Below are 18612 nucleotides of genomic sequence, written 5' to 3'. Positions count from 1 at the left end.
GGCGGTGGTGTCAGTTGGCCAGTGAATGCCGTTGCGCTACTTCGCGTCCGTGTACTCGAGTTCGACCAGATCGCCGTCCTCGGGGACGAACACCTCGCCGTCGAATACGTCGCGCGCCTCGGCGAGGTGGTCGCCGGTGTGGCCGGCGTAGCGCGAGGAGATGTGCATCAGTGCCAGCCGTTTCGCGCCGGCGCGGGTCGCGATCTCAGCAGCCTGCTGGGCCGTCGAGTGAGCGGTCTTGGCTGCTCGATCTGCGCGGTCTTCGGCGAAGGTCGCGTCGTGGATCAGGAGGTCGGGTTCGTCCGCGGCCTCGATCGTCGCCACCGTTGGCCGCGTGTCGCCGGTATAGACGAGGCTGCGGCCGGGCCGGGGTTCGCCGACGACCTGTTCGGGGTCGACGACGGTGCCGTCCTCGAGTTCGACTGGCTCGCCGTTGTGTAGTTTCGAGAATTTCGGGCCGACGGGGACGCCCAGTTCTTCGGCGTGTTCGCGGTCGAAGCGGCCCTTGCGGTCGTCTTCGACGAGTGCGTACCCAACAGATCTCGTATCGTGGTCCGTGCCGAACGCTCGAATTTCGTATTCGTCGGCGCGGTAGGCCACGTCGCCGTCGCCCACTTCGTTAATTCGCACTGGAAACGAAGGGCGGTTGCCGAGCGCATTGACGAGTCCCTTGAGCTGGCGTCGCGTCCCGTGTGGGGTGTGAACGGCGAGTGGCTCCTCGCGGTCGTTGAAGTCCATCGTCTGGAGCAGTCCCGGAATTCCGAGAACGTGGTCGCCGTGGAGATGCGTGACGAACAGGTGCGAAATCGAGAAACCGGTCCCGAAGCGCATCATCTGGCGCTGGATTCCCTCGCCGGCGTCGAACAGCAGTTCCTCTCCTTCGCGGGCGACGTGGATTCCGCTCGGGTTCCGGTTCGTCGTCGGAACCGCGCCCGCCGTCCCAAGGAACGTCACGCGTAGTGGCATCGGTAGTGATAGTGTGTTCGACGGCCCGCGGCTAAACCGGCTTCGAATGCCGACCCATCGGTGCAGTAGCCACTCGCTGTGTCGCTGTCAGTCATGACTTGTCTGACGAGTGTCGTGCAAACGGACGGCGCGTTTTACGTCACTCCAGTCCGTAACCTTGCGCATCCAGCCCACCCCCCAATGAGTTCGAGACCGACTTTCGGCACGATCAAACGTGTCGTCGCTATCCTGATCGCGATTGCGATCGTCCTCGCGGCGGGCATCGTTGTCGGACAGGCTCCTGCCCTGTTCGGCATCGACGACGACCCCGAGGCCACGATCGAATTCGAGGATCAACAGCAGAACGGCTCTGTTGTCGTCATCGACGAGGTCACCCTCTCCGACGGCGGCTACGTCGTCATCACCGACGGTGCCGACGCGACCGAACCGCTCGCCGTCTCGGAGCCGCTCTCTGACGGTACCCACGAGGAACTCACCATCGACCGAGACGACGACTCAGAGCAGGAATTGCTCGGTCGCCTCACCGCGACGGTCCACCAGGACACCGCAGACGAGGACGACTTCGCCTACGCCGAGACCGACGGCACCGAAGACCAGCCGTACCTCTCGGCCGGCTACCCCGTCAGCGACACCGCCACCGTCACCGCCGAGGAAATCGACGACACACTCGAGGACTCCTTCACCGTCGAGGACCTCGACGTGCCGACCAGTGCCACGACGAACGAAACCATGGAGGTCACCGCCGAGGTCCGCAACCCGACCGACCTGGACGACCAACAGCCCGTTGAACTCCGTCTCGACGGCCAGCTACTCGAGTGGCAGACGCTCGACCTCGAGGGCGGCGAGTCGACGACGGTCACCTTCGAGGTCGACACTCGTGGGACGCCACCCGGCGAGCGAGTCCTGGGCGTCTACACCGACCGTGATGGCATCCACGAGACGATCGAACTCGAGTTCCACACGGAGCCAGCCGTTACGGTTACTGACGCGAGCGAGAGTCGCGTGATTACGGACGTGGCGATTCCGGTCGAGGGATTCGTTGCGGTCGTCGAGAATGGGGACGAGGAGAACGCGACAGACGAGACTGACATCGATCCCGATGACTGGGAGATACTCGGCGCGAGCGACCAACTCGAGCCGGGTGAGCACGAGGAGGTGCGCGTCTCGTTCGACGAGAACGTCTCGGTCGACGACGACGACGAGCTGACGGCGGTCATCTACGAGGGTGATCCGGAGGACCGCGAGGCGGCCTCCCTGTACGAACCGGATGCCGACGAAATCGTCGTCGACGAGGAGGCGTTACCTGAACTGGTTGTGACGACGTTCACCGTCGGCGAGGTGCGGACCAACGCGGAGTGACCGTCGCTCGTTTCGCGCGTCGCCCGCGGTGCGGTCCTCACACGGTACGGCGTGCAACCGACCGCAACCGACCGATTCTTACCCGTCCCGTCCCTATCGCCTGCCGATGGACGCGCCGCTGTGGACCGACACGCACGCCCCCGAGTTGGCCGAGTTGCCACAGGACGACGCCCGTGAGTACCTAGAGCGGGCCGTCGACGAGCCGATTAATCTCCTCTTACAGGGGCCACCCGGCAGCGGCAAGACGGCAGCAGCCCGCGCACTCGCCCGCGAGGCACACGCCGACCCCGACAACGACCTGATCGAGATCAACGTCGCCGACTTCTTCGGGCGGACGAAAACCGAGATCAAGAACGACCCACGTTTCGCACAGTTCCTCGTCGGTCGTTCCTCGATGTCCAAGCGGGACATGATCAACCACGTCCTCAAAGAATCCGCGAGCTACGCTTCCGTTTCGGGCGAGTACAAGACAATTCTGCTCGACAACGCCGAAGACGTCCGCGAGGACTTCCAGCAGGCGCTGCGCCGGATCATGGAGCAACACCACCGGACGACGCAGTTTATTATCGCGACCCGCCAGCCGACGAAACTCATCCCGCCGATCCGCTCGCGCTGTTTCCCCGTCTCCTTTCGCTCACCGAGCAGCGCGGAGACCGTCGCCGTCCTCGAGCGCATCGTCGAGGCCGAGGACGTCGACTACGAACCGGACGGACTCGAGTTCGTCGCGGGCTACGCGAACGGCAACCTCCGGCAGGCGATACTCGCAGCCCAGACGACGGTCGAGGACGCGGGTGAACTCACGATGAGTGCAGCCTACGAGACGATCGGTGAGGTCGGACTGGACGACGAGATCGAGTCGATGCTCGACGACGCGGAAGCCGGCGAGTTCACCGACGCTCGAAAGACGTTAGACGACCTGCTCGTCGACGAGGGACTGGACGGTGAGGAAGTCCTCGATTCGATTCTACGGCTCTCGCGAAAACGATATCAGGGCGAAAAACTGGCGCGAATGCACCGACTCGCCGCGGATATCGAGTTCGAGATGCACGAGGGCTCGAGCGATCGGATTCACGTCTCGCATCTGCTGGCGGAGCTCGGTCGGGACGCCTGATACGGTCTCTTGTAACGATTTCCCGGTGCAACCGCAGGACGGTCGCGGTTGCACCGGCAATGACTTACAATAGTCCGTATGACCACTGTTTTACTCTCGGGCCTGCCGCTCGAGTTCCGCCATCGCCTCCGGTTTGACGACGTAACAGAGACCGATGAGCAGACAGACCGCGCCGGTCCCGATCGTCTCGTATCCGCCCAGCGTGCTGGAGTCGAACTCGAGTACCCCCAGTCCGACGATTCCGAGTCCCGCGGCTGACACCAGGATGCCGAAGGGACGCCCCGAGAGGCTGACGTACCGCGAGAGAATCAGCGTGAGCGCGAACAGCGTGCCGAGGCCGAGGAGGATGGCGAACTCGCGGTCCAGCCACTCACGTTCGGGGACGAGCAGGGCCAGTATTCCCACAACAACTGCCAGGCAAGCGAGTAGCGCAAGCCCTGACAGCGCGGTTCGGTCGCGCCAGCGCGTCTTGGAGAGATACTGGTAGGAAAGCAGGAGACAGAGGATGGCGACCCCGCCGAGTCCCTGCAGTGCTTCGTGCGTCGTCGCTGCATCCGCGAGCGCGCGATAGCTCAGTCCGAGGATAATCACAGCGAGGAGGCCATAACACAGGACCCGAAACCAGCGCGGCCACTCGGGTACTGTCGGTTCGCGACCCATACGCGCCCCTTTCGTACCACCGCCGAAAAATCGTCGAAACGTCTGCACCAGCGGGCGGATTTATCGTCCCATCCACATAACCACTGTCACATGCCAACCGTCCTCGACACTCGGATTCAGAACCGCTTTCGCGTCCAGCCGAATCACGCGAACAACAACGCCACACTCCACGGCGGCACCCTGATGAAGTGGCTCGACGAGGTCGGCGCGATGTCGGCGATGCGCTTTGCCGGCGAGACCTGCGTCACCGCACGAGTGAACGAACTCGACTTCGAGCGCCCGATCCGGATCGGTGACACCGCACTCGTCGAGGCCTACGTCTACGATTCGGGCCGGACGAGCGTCCACGTCGCGCTCCGAGCCTGGCGCGAGGAACCCCGCAGCGGCGAGACCGAGCGGACGACCGCGTCCTCGTTCACGTTCGTCGCGATCGACGAGGACAATACGCCGGTTCCAGTGCCCGAATTGTCCGCCGAAACGGAGGAGGGGGAACAGCTTCGAGAGCGTGCGCTTGCGGCGGACTACTGAGACGCTACACCGACCCGTCTGAGTGGATCAAGGCCGGTTCCGGCATCGACACGCACACGCACTCGAACCGGTATTCTCTTTTCCGCCCCGTTCGAGCGGCCGATATGGCACTCGCGGACCGTCTCGAGGAACTCGGCGTCGTCGTCGGCTGTGCAATCTTGCTCGCGATTCCGACCGCCGCGTTGCTCGGCATCTTCGTCGACGCCGTGCTCTTGCCCGTCCGACTGAGTCTCCTCGCACTCGTCCCCGGAACCCTCGTCGGACTGGTGGTGCTCCGATCGGACCGTCTCGAGTACGCCCACGTCTGGCGGTTCGGACTGACGACCTGGCTCGCGGCGTTCGTCCTCTGGGGTGTGTTCGACATCTCTCAGGACGGCACCGATATCGTGGTTGCGCTCAGCGCCTGGCTCGGCGCGGTTGCCGCCGGTCTCGTCGCTGCTACGGCGGATCGGTGGCGCTCGTAACGTCGGCCTAGTCCGTGACTCCGGCCTCTACTGACTTCGTGATCGCACCGACACGTCACCGTTGCTGCCGCTCTTATTCGAGTACAAGCACGTACCGCGTCAGCGAGCGATGCACCCGTCGCTCGAAGACGGACTCGAGTTCCCACCCAGCCTGGCGCGCCTCGTGTTCCCACGAGCGGTCGGCGACGACGACGGCGCGGGTGGCGACGCGGCGGGCTTCCGAGAGCGCGCCGGCGACGAGGTCCTCGAGCCGGTGGGTGTCGACCTTCGACTGGCGACCGTAGGGTGCGTCGAAGACGACGCCGTCGACGGCGTTGTCGGCGAGCGGGAGGCGGGTGCCGTCGCCGCGGCCGACGTGCCAGGAACCGCGTTCGACGCCAGTTGGGGACGGCTCGTCTCGATCCAGGAAATGGCTCAGGTTCTTCTGAGCTCCTCCGGCCATCTTCGCCTGCGCGTCGGTGCCGATTACGTCCGCGCCGACGAGGCCGGCCTCGACGAGGACGCCGCCGGTGCCACACATTGGGTCGAGAAGGGTGCGCCCGGGTCGTGCGCCGGCGATGTTCGCGACCGCGCGGGCGAGCAGCGGGTCCATGCTGCCGGGCTGGAAGAAGGGTTTGTCAGTCGGTGCGCGGGTGCCGAAGTCCCGAACGCTTTCGGCGACGAGCCAGCCGAGGGCGCAGACAGTGTCGCCGTCGCTGTCGGCGTCACTGTCGCTGTCACCGTCATTGTCGCTGTCGCCGTTGTCATCGTTTCCACTGCCGCCAGCCGAAAACACCGCCCGCAACACCCGATCCGGGTCGTCGAGGTCCACACCGAAGCCGCGGTCGACCAACACCTGCCCGAGTTCGCGCTCGGCCTGTGCGGTGTCGACTCCGGTCGCGCCGTGAACGTCCGTCGCGCGAACCGCGACTGTCGTTTCTGCCTCGGCCGAGTCGTACTCGAGTCCAGGTTCCGCTGCCTCCAGAAGTGCCTGCGCGCTCGCGAGATCCGCGTCAGTTCGTCCGAGCAGCTCGCTCGCGCGGTGGGTGTAGGCCAGTCCACGGACGCGCGATGGTTCGATACCGCGCGCGGTAGCGAGCCCGGGTGCGATTCGGCGGACGTCGCTCGCGGCACTCGCCGCTTCGCGGGCCGCAAACGCGTCGTCCTCGCCGCCGAGCTCGAGGAAATACATGGTCGTTCGTCACCGCGGGGACGGTATGAGCCTACCGTTTTCGCCGACGCCGTCGGCCGCTCCGCCCGCAAATCGGCCGCCTCAGGGCTTCCCGACTGAATAAACCGGACATATCAGGTGTCGGTACCAACCTTTATAAACCTTAAATACGTCTTTTTAAGCGACTTATGACGGATCCGAAGGACACCATCAACATCGAAAACGTGGTGGCGTCGACCGGCATTGGACAGGAACTCGACCTCCAGAGCGTCGCAATGGACCTCGAGGGGGCCGACTACGACCCCGAGCAGTTCCCCGGTCTCGTCTACCGCACCCAGAATCCCAAGTCCGCAGCACTCATCTTCCGTTCGGGGAAGATCGTCTGCACTGGCGCAAAGAGCACTGACGACGTCCACGAGAGCCTCCGTATCGTCTTCGATAAGCTCCGTGAACTCCAGATCCAGGTCAACGAAGACCCGGAAATCGTCGTCCAGAACATCGTCACCTCGGCCGACCTCGGCCGCAACCTCAACCTGAACGCTATCGCGATCGGGCTGGGACTGGAGAACATCGAGTACGAGCCAGAGCAGTTCCCTGGCCTCGTCTACCGCCTCGACGACCCAGAAGTCGTCGCACTGCTGTTCGGTTCGGGGAAGCTCGTTATTACCGGCGGCAAGAAGCCCGAAGACGCCGAACATGCCGTCGACAAGATCGTTTCCCGACTCGAAGATCTCGGTCTCCTCGAGTAACGGGCTGGAATCGATTTCGGTTCGCGTTCGCTGACTTTCACTCTCACACTCTCTGCTCTCGGTGTCTGCCGTTTGCGCCTGCGGTTTTCGGTTTTCGGTTTGGGTTTTGCGGTTTGCGTTCTCTGCTTTCGGTTCTCCGACCGTCCGGTTTCCCAGAGACACATCTCTCTGCTTCTCGGGTGCGTCTCGTCTTTCGTAAACGGCACGTCGTGTCTCTGTTTTGAGCGACGGGCATACAAAACCGGGTCGTCTGTCGCCGGGCCATCGTTGACACCGCGGGGCGTCGTAGGGACTGGTCAAACCATGCAACCGCTGTTTCTCGTCGTCGGAATCGTGTTGTTGATCGCCGTCATCGTCGACCTCTTCTGGACGACGCTCTGGGTCGATGGCGGCTCCGGTCCGCTGTCGGGACGCCTGACGACGGGTGTCTGGCGCGGACTTCGATTCGTCGCACGGGAACGCTCCCGGGCGCTCAGCGTTGCCGGCCCGCTGATTCTCGCGTGCACGCTCGTCATGTGGATCGGGTTGCTCTGGCTCGGCTGGGCGTTCCTCTTCGCCGGCGGGTCGACTGCGCTGGTCAACACCCACACCGGCGACCCGGCGACCTGGCCGGGGCGGCTCTACTACGTCGCCTACACCATGTTCACTAGCGGCAACGGCGACTACGCGCCAACCAGCGCGACCTGGGAGCTCGTCAGCGCTGCGACGACGGCGACGGGGATGGCGTTCGTCACGCTCGCGGTCTCCTACGTGCTCTCGGTGCTCGGCGCAGTCTCCGAAAAGCGCTCGTTCGCGAGCGATGTGACGGGTCTCGGCGACCGAAGTGAGTCGTTCGTCCGGACGGGGTGGACCGGCAACTCGCCCGACGGCAGCGGCCGTGGCGGCTCGACTGGCCCCAGTGGTCCGCCCGGGGCGGTCACTGACGGCGGCACCAATACGGACGCCCATCCTCACCCCAACGCTGCGGACCCGTTCGCCGGACTGGACCTTCCACTCGAGTCCCTCGCCACACAGCTCAGTCTCCTCGCGGAGCAACACAAATCCTATCCGATCTTGCACTACTACCACAGTGAGCAGTCGGCCCAGGCCTCCGCGGTCGCCGTTCCGATTCTGGACGAGTCGCTCACCATCGCTCGGCACGGGATTCCGGACGATCAACAGCCGAACCCGACGCTGGTTGCGGACGCGCGCTCGAGCGTCGACGGCTATCTCGAGACGTTAGAGGCAGCCTTCATCGAGCCGGCAGCGCAGGCCCCGCCCGCGCCGGAACTCGACCGCCTGCGCGAGGACGACATCCCGACTGTTGCAGACGAGGAGTTCGAGGCGGCACTCGAGGAGCATGCCGAGCGCCGACGGAAGCTTCTCGGTGTCGTCCGGGCTGACGCGTGGGAGTGGCCGCCGGTGGATGACTGACGTGACTGTCGCTCGACGATTCATTTGCAGCCCGTTACCTGGATTGAGAGTTCACTGACGACGTTACCGACAGCGAGGATTTACCTGACGATCGTTACCGGAACCGGCGACCGGCGCGTCACCGTTTCGGCGACGCTGCCGATCAACACCCGGCTCACGCCGTGGCGACCGTGGCTTCCCATGATGACGTGGTCCACGTCGTGCGAGTCGACGTACCCTGTGATCGTCCGCGCTGGCGAACCCGTTCTGAGTTCGGTCTCAATTTCGACACCGTCGACCCGTTCCATCGCTCGCGTCTGGTTCTCTTCTAACAGTTCGTGACCGCGCTGGCGCAACTGATCGACGAAATCGTCGCTGAAAAAGTAGCCTTCGTCACCATACTTCGCGAGGTTTCCCACGTCGATGATGTGTAGCAACGTAATCGTCGCGTCCGGGTATTCGTCGAGGGCGAACGCCAGCGCCGTCCGTGATTGTTCCGACCGATCGATCGGCACGAGTACGTGTTCTGGCATGTTCATTGTTAGCCTCCAGCAGTGATAGTGGTGTCGCTGCGGTGCGTGTTCTGTTCAGCCTGAGTGGATGTCGCTGTCCTGTTCAGGCTGGTAGTGTCCACCGTCTCGTTCGCCCACGTGAACCGCCTCGGGGTCAAGCCCCGAGGCCCCTGTCTTCCCACAGTAGAAACTGCTATCTGTCCGCTCAGGAAATCCATCTACAGACCGACGATGGCCTCCCACGACCAGTTCGCACGAACACTCGCCCTCCTGTGTACGCTCGCACTCGTCATCGCGAGCGTTGCATCTCCAGCCGATCCGTTCACACTCGTCCGCTACGCCGCACCGCTGTTGGTTGTCGCCGTCGTTCTCTCGGTTGCCCTCACCTACGGCGGGGTACTCGAGTCCATCCGAAACGAGTCGTAGCTCTTGCTGACTTCGGATCGGTTCGTTCGCCACTTACTCGCCCTCTTACAGCAGTCTTTGTGCTCGTTCGCGTTCGTGCTCCCGCTCCTGATCCGCGAGCGCTTCGAGTCGTGACTCGGTCGGCGGATGCGTTCCAAACAACCGGCGCTCGAGTCGGTGGAGTCGCTTCGTGAGTTCCCAGTAGGCCGGCTCCCGGTCGCCCTCTGGACCGAGCATGACCTTCTCGAGTTCCGCCGGCTCCAGCGGGACGATCGACAGCGACGAGACGCCCGACACGTCACGGAGATCCGTCGTCGGCGTCTCCGCAACCTCTTGATCGAGTCGCCGGAGGGCGTTCGCGAGCGCGGCGGGCGATCCGGTCACCTCTGCAGCCGCCCGATCCGCTGCTCGCTCTCGGGCACGGGAGAGATGACTCGTGATCGTCCGTCCGACGACTAACACGCCCGCCGAGAGAAACCCGAGCGGCACCGTAAAAACCGCGAGCCAGCCGGGATCCTCGATCTCGGCGATCCGTGAGCTCAGGCCGTCGGCGAGCACGACGGGGAGGGAGACGACCGTCATGACCATCGCGTCCCGGTTTGCAACGTGAGCGAGTTCGTGGGCGATCACGGCCTCGAGTTCGTCGCTGTTCGCACCGCCGACCGACTCGATCGTCCCAAGTGAGAGCACGAGGTGCATGTTCTCCGGTCGGAAGCCAACGACCAGCGCCTCCGGTGCGTCGCGGTCCGAGACGGCGATCGTCGGTACTGGTACGTCCAACTGGGCCGCAACCCGTGTCGTCGTCTGATACAACTCCGGAGCCGCCTCCTCGTCGACCGGGTGGGCGTCCGCGAGCTGCTCGATCGTCTCGAGTTGGGTGTACTCGAGATAGCCGATCGCCAGCAGTGTGATGCTGGTGATGCCGGCGGCGTACTGCGCGGCGAACACGATGTCGAGGAAGGTGAAGATGCCGTAGAAGACGGCCCAGACGCCGGCGAGGAACGCTGCCGTGACGAGTACCAGGCCGACGACCGCTGCGACCATCCGAACCTTCAGGGTGGCGTGAGCGGAGGACACATGGCTCTCTTCCGATGCGCGGTCCAAAAGTGTTGAGATCCGTGAACGGTGGTGTTCGGTGGTGTCCCGAGCCGTACTCCGCTGTTCGATGTCGATGACGACCGATGACGTGACACCACAGACACGTGTTTTTATTTATGTGAACAACGAAACTGGTGGTATGTCCCCGATTCTCGCGAGTGCCCTGACGGAAAAGCCGGTGTGTAGTGTGGACGGCCGACAGCTCGGCACTGTCCGCAATCTGACGATGAATCCACAGACTGGCCGGCTAGAGTCGGTTCTCGTCGACACGGACCGGTCAGACGTCGAACTCAGACAGATCCCGCGGACGCCGGACGGCGAGCTTCGAATCGCTGCGGGCGCAATTGTCGGGGTCGACGACCAGCTGGTTGTGTCGCTGTCAGAGTCAGACGCCGATTGAGAGCCATTCGCCGGCGGCTCACTCCACTAACCGTTCGATCTCGGTTACCAGAATATCGCTCGCGCCAGCCTGCTTGACGTCCGTAATCGTCTCGAACACATCTCCTTCGTTGACCACCGCGTGAACCGCGACCTTCTCGCCGCCGCCGTTCGCGATGTCCATCACTGTCGGGCCGCCCATCCCCGGAATCACGTCGCGAACGTCGTCGAGGCGCTCCTCGGGCACGTTCATCATCAGGTAGCGCTTGCCCTCAGCCTGCTTCACCGATGCCAGTGCAGTTCGAACCTCCTCGACTTTCGATTCCTCGCGCACGTCTTCTCGGGCGAACAGTCGAACGGAACTCGAGAGCACCTCCTCGACGACGGCCAGTCGATTCATCTTCAGCGTCGTGCCGGTGCTCGTGATGTCGACGATGGCGTCCGAAATTTCGACGTGGGGGGTTAGTTCTGTCGCGCCGGAAACTTCGACGACGGTCGGTTCGAGGCCGCGCTCGGCGAAGAATTCGCGGGTGACGTTCGGGAACTCGGTCGCGACGGTCTTGCCGGCGAGGTCGTCGACGGTCTCGATTTCGCCGTCTTCCGGTGCGGCGAGGACGAGTCGGCAGGTCCCGAACTCGAGATCGAGCAGTTCTGCGACGTCTTCGACCTGTGCTTCCTGGACCTGATCGTAGCCGGTGATGCCCATGTCGGCCGCACCGTCGGCGATGTATTCCGGGATGTCGGCGGCGCGGGCGAACAGCACCGAGACGTCGGGGTCGACGGTGTCGGCGTAGAGTTGCCGATCGGCACCGTTCTCGAGATGGAGGCCGGCCCGCTCGAGAAGGTCGATCGTCGGCTCGTGCAGGCGGCCCTTGTTGGGAACGGCGATTCGCATTTACAGCGTGTTCGGCCCCAGCGGGCAATTGTCTTTTCATCTCCGTCAGCTACTGTCGTGCTCGCTTCCCGGGAGAGATACATCGAGTCGCGAGTGCCCACTGCCAGTGTCCCGGGTGTGGGTTTCGACGGACGACGCAGTCGAGAACTCGAGTCCATGTCGGTCTCGCACATCCGCTGGGGGCCACGTCACTTATGTATCCTACCCCTGAGACGCACCTCGATTTACTTTCGAAAGCTCACGGTTGAACGAGTCGACCTTCCAAAGGCACAATCCGCTTGAAGGTGTAGCCCGTACGACTAGCCATGACTACCAGACGGACCCATCTCGAGATCACGGGCATGTCCTGTTCGACGTGCTCGGGAGCCGTCGAGGACGCGGTCGCCGCCCTCGACGGTGTCGAGGCGGGCAACGCCAACTACGCGACGGACGAGGGAACCGTCGAGTACGACCCGGCCGAGACCTCGCTGGCCGAAATCTACGACGCCATCGAGGACGCCGGCTACGAGGCCGCCTCGATTACCGAGACGCTCACCGTGATGGGAATGTCCTGTTCGACCTGCTCAGGCGCGGTGAGTGACGCCGTCGAGGGCCTCCCCGGCGTGATTCGAGCCGACGTGAACTTCGCCTCGGACGAGGCGCGCGTCGAATACAACCCGAACGACATCTCGCTGGCTGACATCCACGATACGATCGAGGACGCCGGCTACGAACCCGTTCGCGACGAGGTCGAGGAGACCCAGGGCGCGAGCCAGCGCGAGCGCGCCGTCGAGAAAGAACTCCGCCGCCAGCGCCGACTGGTGATCGGCGGCGGCATCCTGACACTGCCGTTCGTGCCGATCATGCTCGCGATGTTCGACCTCGTGACGTTACCCCACCTCGGGACCGTCGACCTCGCGATTGCGACGGTTCCGATCATGGGGCTACTCGAGTTCGTGCTCGCGACGGCGCTGATGGCGACGCTGGGGAAGGAGTTCATCGCCGGCGCGTGGCGGGCGTTTTCCCACAACCGACGGGCGAACATGGACACGCTGGTTGCACTCGGCACGTCCGCGGGCTACATCTACAGTACGGCGTTTCTCTTTGGGCTCATCGCCGGCGCAGGGCTGTACTTCGAGGCCGTCGCGTTTATTCTCTGGTTCATCACGCTCGGCAACTGGCTCGAGGTACGCTCGAAGGCCCGCGCGGGCAACGCGCTGCGAGAGTTGCTGGAGATGGAGGCGGACGAGGCCACCATCGTCGAAGACGGTGAGGAGAAACAGGTCCCACTCGAGACCGTCGCCGTTGGCGACGTGATGAAGGTCCGACCGGGCGAGCGGATTCCAACCGACGGCGAGGTCGTCGACGGCCAGAGTGCAGTCGATGAGTCCATGCTGACGGGTGAGTCGGTCCCAGTCGAGAAGGAAGTCGGCGACGAGGTCGTCGGCTCAACGATCAACGAGAACGGTGTGCTCCTCGTGGAGGCGACGAAGGTCGGCTCCGAGACGGCGATTCAGCAACTCGTCGACCGGGTGAAGGAAGCCCAGTCGCGCCAGCCCGAGATCCAGCGGCTGGTCGACAAAGTGAGTGCCTACTTCGTCCCCGCGGTGATCGTCAACGCCGTCGTCTGGGCGCTGCTCTGGGCCGCGTTCCCGGGACCCCTCGCGGCGTTCGTCGACGCAATCCCACTGCTGGGGCTCGTTCAGGGCGGCCCCGAGGTCGCCGCGGCCGCGGCCGGGGGCGCTGGCGTGCCGGTACTCGAGTTCTCCGTGATCGTGCTCGCCTCGTCGCTGTTGATCGCCTGTCCCTGTGCGCTTGGGCTGGCGACGCCGGCGGCGACGATGGTTGGCTCGACGCTGTCTGCGACGAACGGCGTCCTGTTCAAGGGCGGTGACGTGCTGGAGCAGGTTCGGGGCATCGACACGATCGTTTTCGACAAGACGGGGACGCTGACCCACGGCGAGATGACGCTGACGGACATCGAGATCATCGACGCTGACGAGTCGACGGTGACCGATGGCGGCGAACCCGCACCCGACGGGGGCACGCTCGCGGAGCAGGCGGAGACCGACGCCGACGACTCACCTGAAGCGTTCCTCCTCGGCGCGGCGGCGACCGCCGAATCCGGCTCCGAACACCCGATTGCTCGCGCCGTCGTCGACGGCGCTGACGAGCGTGACATCGCGCTCGGTGAGGTCAGCGAGTTCGAGAACGTTCCCGGCCACGGCGTCAGCGCGGAGACGGACCGCGGGCGTGTCCTGATCGGTCGCCGGAAGCTCCTCGAAGACGAGGGGATCGACACCCAGCCAGCCGAGGCAACGCTGACCGAACTTGAGCGCGAAGGGAAGACAGCGATGGCGGTCGCAGTCGACGGGCAACTTCGCGGTGTGCTCGCGGTCGCGGATGAGGTTCGTGAGAGCGCAAAAGAGACCGTTGCGGCGCTGCACGACCGCGGAACGGAGACGGTGATGCTCACCGGCGACAACGAGCGCACGGCGCAGGCCGTCGCCGAACAGGTCGGGATCCCGTCCGAGAACGTCCGTGCGGAGGTCCTCCCGGAGGACAAGGCGGATCACGTCGAGGCGCTGCAGGACGAGGGCAACCGCGTGATGATGGTCGGTGACGGCGTCAACGACGCACCCGCACTGACGACCGCACAGGTCGGCGTTGCCATCGGGTCGGGGACCGACGTGGCCATCGAATCGGCCGACGTGACACTGATGCGAGATGATCCTGCAGACGTGCTCAAGGCCGTTCGCATCTCCGAGGCGACGATTTCGAAGGTTCGCCAGAACCTCTTCTGGGCGTTCATCTACAACACGACGCTCATCCCAATCGCCGCACTCGGCATGTTGAACCCCGCGTTGGCCGGGCTCGCGATGGCGACCTCGAGCGTGAGCGTGATGGCCAACAGCCTCTCGTTTGCGACCTACGATCCGCACGAGGATTACCGGCTCGCGGTATTGAAGCCGTTCGACGCACTTCTCGGTCGAAACTGACGCCTCGCTTGTACCCCTTGATAGGTGATGCAAATCAGGAACCGTGCCGAATCCAGAGGATGCGTTCAGCACGACGGTTTCGCTTGTTTCGAACCCCGTGGTGTGATACTACGGCCCATGACATCTTGTTGGAACTGTAGATACATCGAAACTCCTCTAGTATTGTGCTGGATCGGACACAATCCTATCACTATTGCCAGATGGTGGTTGAATATGGAGTCAAATGAAGTTATTTTGGATATCGGGCAAGCAAAAACTGAATTTTGAGGACGAATGCGGAATATTTAACCGTCTACTCACACTCTATTTTGTTGTAATGGCAAACGGTAACGTTGATTTCTTCAACGACACAGGCGGCTACGGTTTCATTTCGACGGACGACGCGGACGATGACGTATTCTTCCACATGGAAGACGTCGGCGGCCCGGACCTCGAAGAAGGACAGGATATTGAATTCGACATCGAACAGGCCCCCAAGGGTCCGCGCGCGACGAACGTCGTCCGCAACTAATTCCGACTTCATAGTCGCCACGGCGACAATGAACGACGGTTTTCATTTCTACCCACAGACGACTCAGTTCCCGTAGCGAAATCTCCGTTACCTGTACTGAGTGGGTACCACTTTCGTAGATCAAACAGAATCTCGTTATTCACCACGCACGTTCGGTCATATCTCTCTCATTCCAACAAAGTTACACTGCTGAAGTTGCCTGGCCGCTTCAGGTCAGGGCGTCACCGGCGCATCTTCCGGCCCCTCGAGTAACTCCGCAAAGAGCACCTCGAGTAGCTCCGGCGTCACGTAGGCCTCGACGAACGCGGCGAGGACGAGCAACAGCCAGGCAAAGAGGACGAACACCGCAGTCCGGACCAGATACGGCCGGGTGAAAAACGCATCCCGCGAGCCAAGCACGCGCTGGCCGAACCGCGAGAGCAGCCGAAAGCCGACGCCGGCGGCCAGAAACAGCGCCGGCAGTTCGAAGATCCCGTGTGGGACGAGCGCGGCGATGATGAAGTCCAGTCCGGCGATGTCCGCGGCAGCAGCGCTCACGTTACCCACGATAATCCCGTTGAACACCATGATGAAGGCCGTGAGCAGGCCGAGCGTGAGCGCGCCGCCGATCGCCATGAGGAACGGCATCGAGTTGTTCTGGATAAAGAACGTTGCGGTGAACTCGAGTTCCCCGTTCGCCTGCTCGTCCTCGAGTTCGGGTAGCAGTTCCTCTTCGAGGAGTTCGGCGACGATTTCGAGCAGATTGACGCCGGCGAACAGGAGGGCGATGCCGATGGCGGTTCCGACTGCGAACATGCCGGTGGCGACCCAGACCGAGCGACGGTGTTCGACCCACGCGGCACTCAGCGCCTCGAAGAGCCACGGGGCGCTGGTTCGGGCGATGCCTGCCGCCGCGGCGAAGCCGACGCCGAGGGCCGTGACGCCGAGCACCGGTTCGATGGCGTCCTGTGTGAGGACCGTGATCGCAGCCGTCAGAAAGGCAGCGACCGCGAGGCCGACCAGCAGTCCGAACCAGTTTCGGTGTGCGTTCGCACCTGGCGTGGGGCCGTCTCTCCCTGGGTCCCGTCCGGGTGGACCACCGGGTGCGGTTGGAGTGGTCGCACGTGTCTCGTCTGCGCGCCGACTCGAGTTGCCCGCAGAATCAGCGCCTGTCAGTGACGGACTGACGGTGATCCGTTCGTTTTCACCCTTGCCCTCGCCCTCGCCCTCGCCCTCGCCCTCACCCTCACTATCGTGCTCACGTTCGCGCTCTTGCTCGAGCTCGCGCCTGTGTGGCGGCTCTTCATCTCGAGCGTACGACTGTTCGTCCGTCAGAGACTCGTCACCCGTGCCGCCCTCGTCGGCACCGTTCATAGGCGTGGTTCCACGAAAGTCCGGATAAATCCGCCGCCTCTTCAACTCTCGCTGCGAGTTCGACAGGGGGCTGGCTACGGCGTGGCCGTCGTCTCCCGTCCGAGGAGCCGTTGACACTGTCGCCACAGTTGCTGTCGACCACGAGCACTTCGTACGATTCGGGCGTAGTTCGCGCCGGACTGAAGCGCCCACAGCAGTTTGTAGTGCAGTGCTCGCTCGTCGAATTCGTCCGAGAGGGTCGCGTGAGCGGCGTAATTGCGACGAAATTCAGCCCGAAGCCGCTCGCGTTCGGCCCGCGAAAATCGGCGAGCGTGCAGGTCGACGAACCGCACTTCGGCTCTGGCGAGCGCGTACTCGTCGTGCGTGACGTGGGCGTTCCCCCAGTCGAGAATCGCCGTGATATCGCCTGTCGGCGTCACGAGCAGATTGTTCGGCTGGAAATCGCCGTGCGTGAGCACCGGACGACAGCCGTCGTCCCCAGCCAGCGGAACCGGCAGCGCCAAACGGAGTCTGGCTGGGGGATCGAGCGCGTGCCAGCACTTGAGTTCGGTCCACTCGAGTACCTCGCCGTCCGACTCCCGTGCGAGCCCACCGACACGGTCGAATGCGAGTCGTGGGTCGCGTTCGCTGAGACTGTGGAGGGAGCCGAGGGCTGCGCCGGCCTGTGCGACCAGTCGTCGTCGGTCATCGGCTCCGAGGGTGTGATAGCACTCACCTGCGTTTTGCCCGTCACGAAACTCGTAGAGTGCCCACCGATCGCCGTGTGCGGGTCCGTCGCCACTGTCGATCTCGATCGACCCGCTCGCGAGCACAGCCGGCACTGGCAGCGACGACGACTCGCTGACCTGCCCGAGTACCAGCGGCTCGATCACGTCTCCGGTCCAGACGCTCGCGCCGCCGAGTTTGCAGACCACGCGCTCCGGGACGGCCGGCGAGCGCTGGTTTTCGTCACCGATCGTCTCGAGTGCAACCACGAACGTCTCTGCCACCGACCCCGCGGCTGGTCGCCAACAGGAGCGGACTGTCGGCGGCGACTCGAGGTCGAGAGCGGACTCGAGTGCGGTCGCTGTAATCTGTTCGGCGACAGTGCTCGACTCCATTCGCAGGTGTGTACAACGGGGTGTGGGGTATCGGTTCCCCCGTGTTTCTGTGGCTGACACGCTTGCTTTCTCGATTGCGTTCGTACCAGCACTCGACCTCGCACACATCGAGACGCGTCCCGCGGGTACAACTCGCTGGCTCCCCATTGTCCCGTCAATGGCACTGGGCTCGCACGCCTCACCCTCTGTCACGACGCGAGCCGCAACCATCGCTCGCGAGGTCGCCGGTCGTGCCTACCACCGGCTGGCGCGGCTGAACTACGAACAGCAGTGGCTCGCACGGACGAACCGAACGCCAGCCGGCGAGTTCCAGTGCTACGAACTCTGCAACCGCCACGGCTCGGACTCGATGCTCGCCGAACTCGACGCCGTCTGCGGGCCGTCTGCCGTCATCTACGACCTCGGTGCGAACGTCGGCATCTACACCCTCGCGCTCGCGACTGCCGCCCCGCAGCGCCACCTGATCGCTGTCGAACCCTCTCCGACGACTGCTGTGCGACTTCGCGCCAACGTTGCACTGAACGATATCAGCGAGCAGGTGACGGTACTCGAGTACGGCCTCGGAGACGAACCAGCGCCAACCACCAGCCCGTTCTACCGTTCGAGTAACCCGGAACTGTCGTCGTTCGACCGCGAGAGCGCCACGCGCTGGGGGGCACGGGTCCGTGAGGTAAACTCGGTTCCGGTAGTGAGCCTCGACGACCTCGTACTCACGGACTCGCTGCCAGCCCCCGACGCGATCAAAATCGACGTCGAAGGGATGGCTCCTGCCGTGATCCGTGGTGCACGCGAGACGCTTGCCAGATACGAGCCGACGGTTGTACTCGAGTACCACGAGGATGGCCTGTCAGGAAACGTTCCAGAGGAAACGAAGGGGGTTCTGCAGGATCTCTCGTACGAAATTCGGCAGCGCGAGGGCTATTGGCGCTGTGAACCCCGATGACGGGTGGAACTTTACCGTGGGAGACATGACGCGCTTTGCCGTGGAAGACGTGATTGGATG

At 63.8% G+C, this 18612-nt stretch carries 19 protein-coding genes; 11 read left to right on the top strand and 8 right to left on the bottom strand.

Translation table 11 applies throughout. From position 1 onward, the window contains the following. Window positions 1-36: 36 nt before the first annotated feature. Window positions 37-966: a ribonuclease Z gene (gene rnz / locus NMAG_RS08970; protein ID WP_004267573.1), complete on the bottom strand. Its 930-nt coding sequence runs from the start codon at window positions 964-966 to the stop codon at window positions 37-39. Between the two features lie 180 nt (window positions 967-1146). Here rnz and NMAG_RS08965 point away from each other — a divergent pair, with 180 nt between their 5' ends. Together NMAG_RS08965 and NMAG_RS08960 are read left to right on the top strand one after the other, a co-directional pair. Then, complete coding sequence (locus NMAG_RS08965) at window positions 1147-2325, top strand: DUF7282 domain-containing protein (RefSeq protein WP_004267574.1); 1179 nt, start codon at window positions 1147-1149, stop codon at window positions 2323-2325. A 106-nt stretch (window positions 2326-2431) separates the two neighbouring features. After that, entirely contained in the window at window positions 2432-3436 is a 1005-nt protein-coding gene (locus NMAG_RS08960) for an AAA family ATPase (protein ID WP_004267575.1), read from the top strand. Window positions 3437-3526: 90 nt separating this feature from the next. Here NMAG_RS08960 and NMAG_RS08955 read toward each other — a convergent pair whose 3' ends face one another. Continuing rightward, window positions 3527-4096, bottom strand: a complete 570-nt coding sequence (locus NMAG_RS08955) for a hypothetical protein (RefSeq protein ID WP_004267576.1) — start codon at window positions 4094-4096, stop codon at window positions 3527-3529. Window positions 4097-4186: 90 nt separating this feature from the next. Between NMAG_RS08955 and NMAG_RS08950 the strand changes: the two genes are divergently transcribed. Together NMAG_RS08950 and NMAG_RS08945 are read left to right on the top strand one after the other, a co-directional pair. Next, a complete protein-coding gene (locus NMAG_RS08950; protein WP_004267577.1) occupies window positions 4187-4624 on the top strand; it encodes an acyl-CoA thioesterase in 438 nt (145 codons plus the stop codon). Between the two features lie 104 nt (window positions 4625-4728). Continuing rightward, window positions 4729-5088 (top strand): hypothetical protein, encoded by a 360-nt coding sequence (locus NMAG_RS08945; RefSeq protein ID WP_004267578.1) that lies wholly within the window; start codon window positions 4729-4731, stop codon window positions 5086-5088. Window positions 5089-5161: 73 nt separating this feature from the next. Here NMAG_RS08945 and NMAG_RS08940 read toward each other — a convergent pair whose 3' ends face one another. Beyond that, on the bottom strand, window positions 5162-6259 hold the full coding sequence (locus NMAG_RS08940; protein ID WP_004267579.1) for an RNA methyltransferase: 1098 nt from the start codon (window positions 6257-6259) through the stop codon (window positions 5162-5164). 167 nt (window positions 6260-6426) lie between these two features. Here NMAG_RS08940 and NMAG_RS08935 point away from each other — a divergent pair, with 167 nt between their 5' ends. Both NMAG_RS08935 and NMAG_RS08930 read left to right on the top strand, forming a co-directional pair. Continuing rightward, the gene (locus NMAG_RS08935) at window positions 6427-6987 is read left to right on the top strand and encodes a TATA-box-binding protein (protein WP_004267580.1); all 561 of its coding nucleotides are present in this window, start codon (window positions 6427-6429) and stop codon (window positions 6985-6987) included. A gap of 303 nt (window positions 6988-7290) precedes the next feature. Further along, a complete protein-coding gene (locus NMAG_RS08930) occupies window positions 7291-8400 on the top strand; it encodes a potassium channel family protein (RefSeq protein ID WP_004267581.1) in 1110 nt (369 codons plus the stop codon). An 80-nt stretch (window positions 8401-8480) separates the two neighbouring features. Here NMAG_RS08930 and NMAG_RS08925 read toward each other — a convergent pair whose 3' ends face one another. Further along, a complete protein-coding gene (locus tag NMAG_RS08925) occupies window positions 8481-8912 on the bottom strand; it encodes a universal stress protein (protein ID WP_049916315.1) in 432 nt (143 codons plus the stop codon). 210 nt (window positions 8913-9122) lie between these two features. Between NMAG_RS08925 and NMAG_RS08920 the strand changes: the two genes are divergently transcribed. Then, window positions 9123-9317, top strand: a complete 195-nt coding sequence (locus NMAG_RS08920; protein WP_004267583.1) for a DUF7534 family protein — start codon at window positions 9123-9125, stop codon at window positions 9315-9317. Window positions 9318-9362: 45 nt separating this feature from the next. Here NMAG_RS08920 and NMAG_RS08915 read toward each other — a convergent pair whose 3' ends face one another. Continuing rightward, window positions 9363-10340 (bottom strand): M48 family metalloprotease, encoded by a 978-nt coding sequence (locus tag NMAG_RS08915; RefSeq protein ID WP_004267584.1) that lies wholly within the window; start codon window positions 10338-10340, stop codon window positions 9363-9365. Between the two features lie 193 nt (window positions 10341-10533). Between NMAG_RS08915 and NMAG_RS08910 the strand changes: the two genes are divergently transcribed. Further along, window positions 10534-10794, top strand: coding sequence for a PRC-barrel domain-containing protein (locus tag NMAG_RS08910; protein ID WP_012996586.1), 261 nt, complete (start codon window positions 10534-10536; stop codon window positions 10792-10794). Between the two features lie 18 nt (window positions 10795-10812). Here NMAG_RS08910 and hisG read toward each other — a convergent pair whose 3' ends face one another. After that, window positions 10813-11667, bottom strand: coding sequence for an ATP phosphoribosyltransferase (hisG, locus tag NMAG_RS08905; RefSeq protein WP_004267586.1), 855 nt, complete (start codon window positions 11665-11667; stop codon window positions 10813-10815). A gap of 305 nt (window positions 11668-11972) precedes the next feature. On the opposite strand from hisG, the gene NMAG_RS08900 reads away from it, so the two are divergent. After that, entirely contained in the window at window positions 11973-14645 is a 2673-nt protein-coding gene (locus NMAG_RS08900; RefSeq protein ID WP_012996585.1) for a heavy metal translocating P-type ATPase, read from the top strand. 316 nt (window positions 14646-14961) lie between these two features. After that, window positions 14962-15156 carry a cold-shock protein gene (locus tag NMAG_RS08895; protein ID WP_004267588.1) on the top strand — a complete coding sequence of 65 codons (195 nt, stop codon included), beginning with the start codon at window positions 14962-14964 and terminating at the stop codon, window positions 15154-15156. 213 nt (window positions 15157-15369) lie between these two features. Here NMAG_RS08895 and NMAG_RS08890 read toward each other — a convergent pair whose 3' ends face one another. Both NMAG_RS08890 and NMAG_RS08885 read right to left on the bottom strand, forming a co-directional pair. Next, entirely contained in the window at window positions 15370-16509 is a 1140-nt protein-coding gene (locus tag NMAG_RS08890) for a stage II sporulation protein M (RefSeq protein ID WP_004267589.1), read from the bottom strand. Between the two features lie 74 nt (window positions 16510-16583). Further along, window positions 16584-17609: a phosphotransferase family protein gene (locus NMAG_RS08885; RefSeq protein ID WP_004267590.1), complete on the bottom strand. Its 1026-nt coding sequence runs from the start codon at window positions 17607-17609 to the stop codon at window positions 16584-16586. Window positions 17610-17658: 49 nt separating this feature from the next. Here NMAG_RS08885 and NMAG_RS08880 point away from each other — a divergent pair, with 49 nt between their 5' ends. Further along, window positions 17659-18552 (top strand): FkbM family methyltransferase, encoded by an 894-nt coding sequence (locus tag NMAG_RS08880; RefSeq protein ID WP_004267591.1) that lies wholly within the window; start codon window positions 17659-17661, stop codon window positions 18550-18552. The last annotated feature ends 60 nt before the right edge of the window (window positions 18553-18612 follow it).

It is taken from the genome of Natrialba magadii ATCC 43099 (genome assembly GCF_000025625.1).
In the GTDB taxonomy this organism is placed as follows: domain Archaea; phylum Halobacteriota; class Halobacteria; order Halobacteriales; family Natrialbaceae; genus Natrialba; species Natrialba magadii.
Note: the sequence above shows the minus strand (reverse complement) of the source record. Positions and strands in the feature narration are given on the sequence as shown.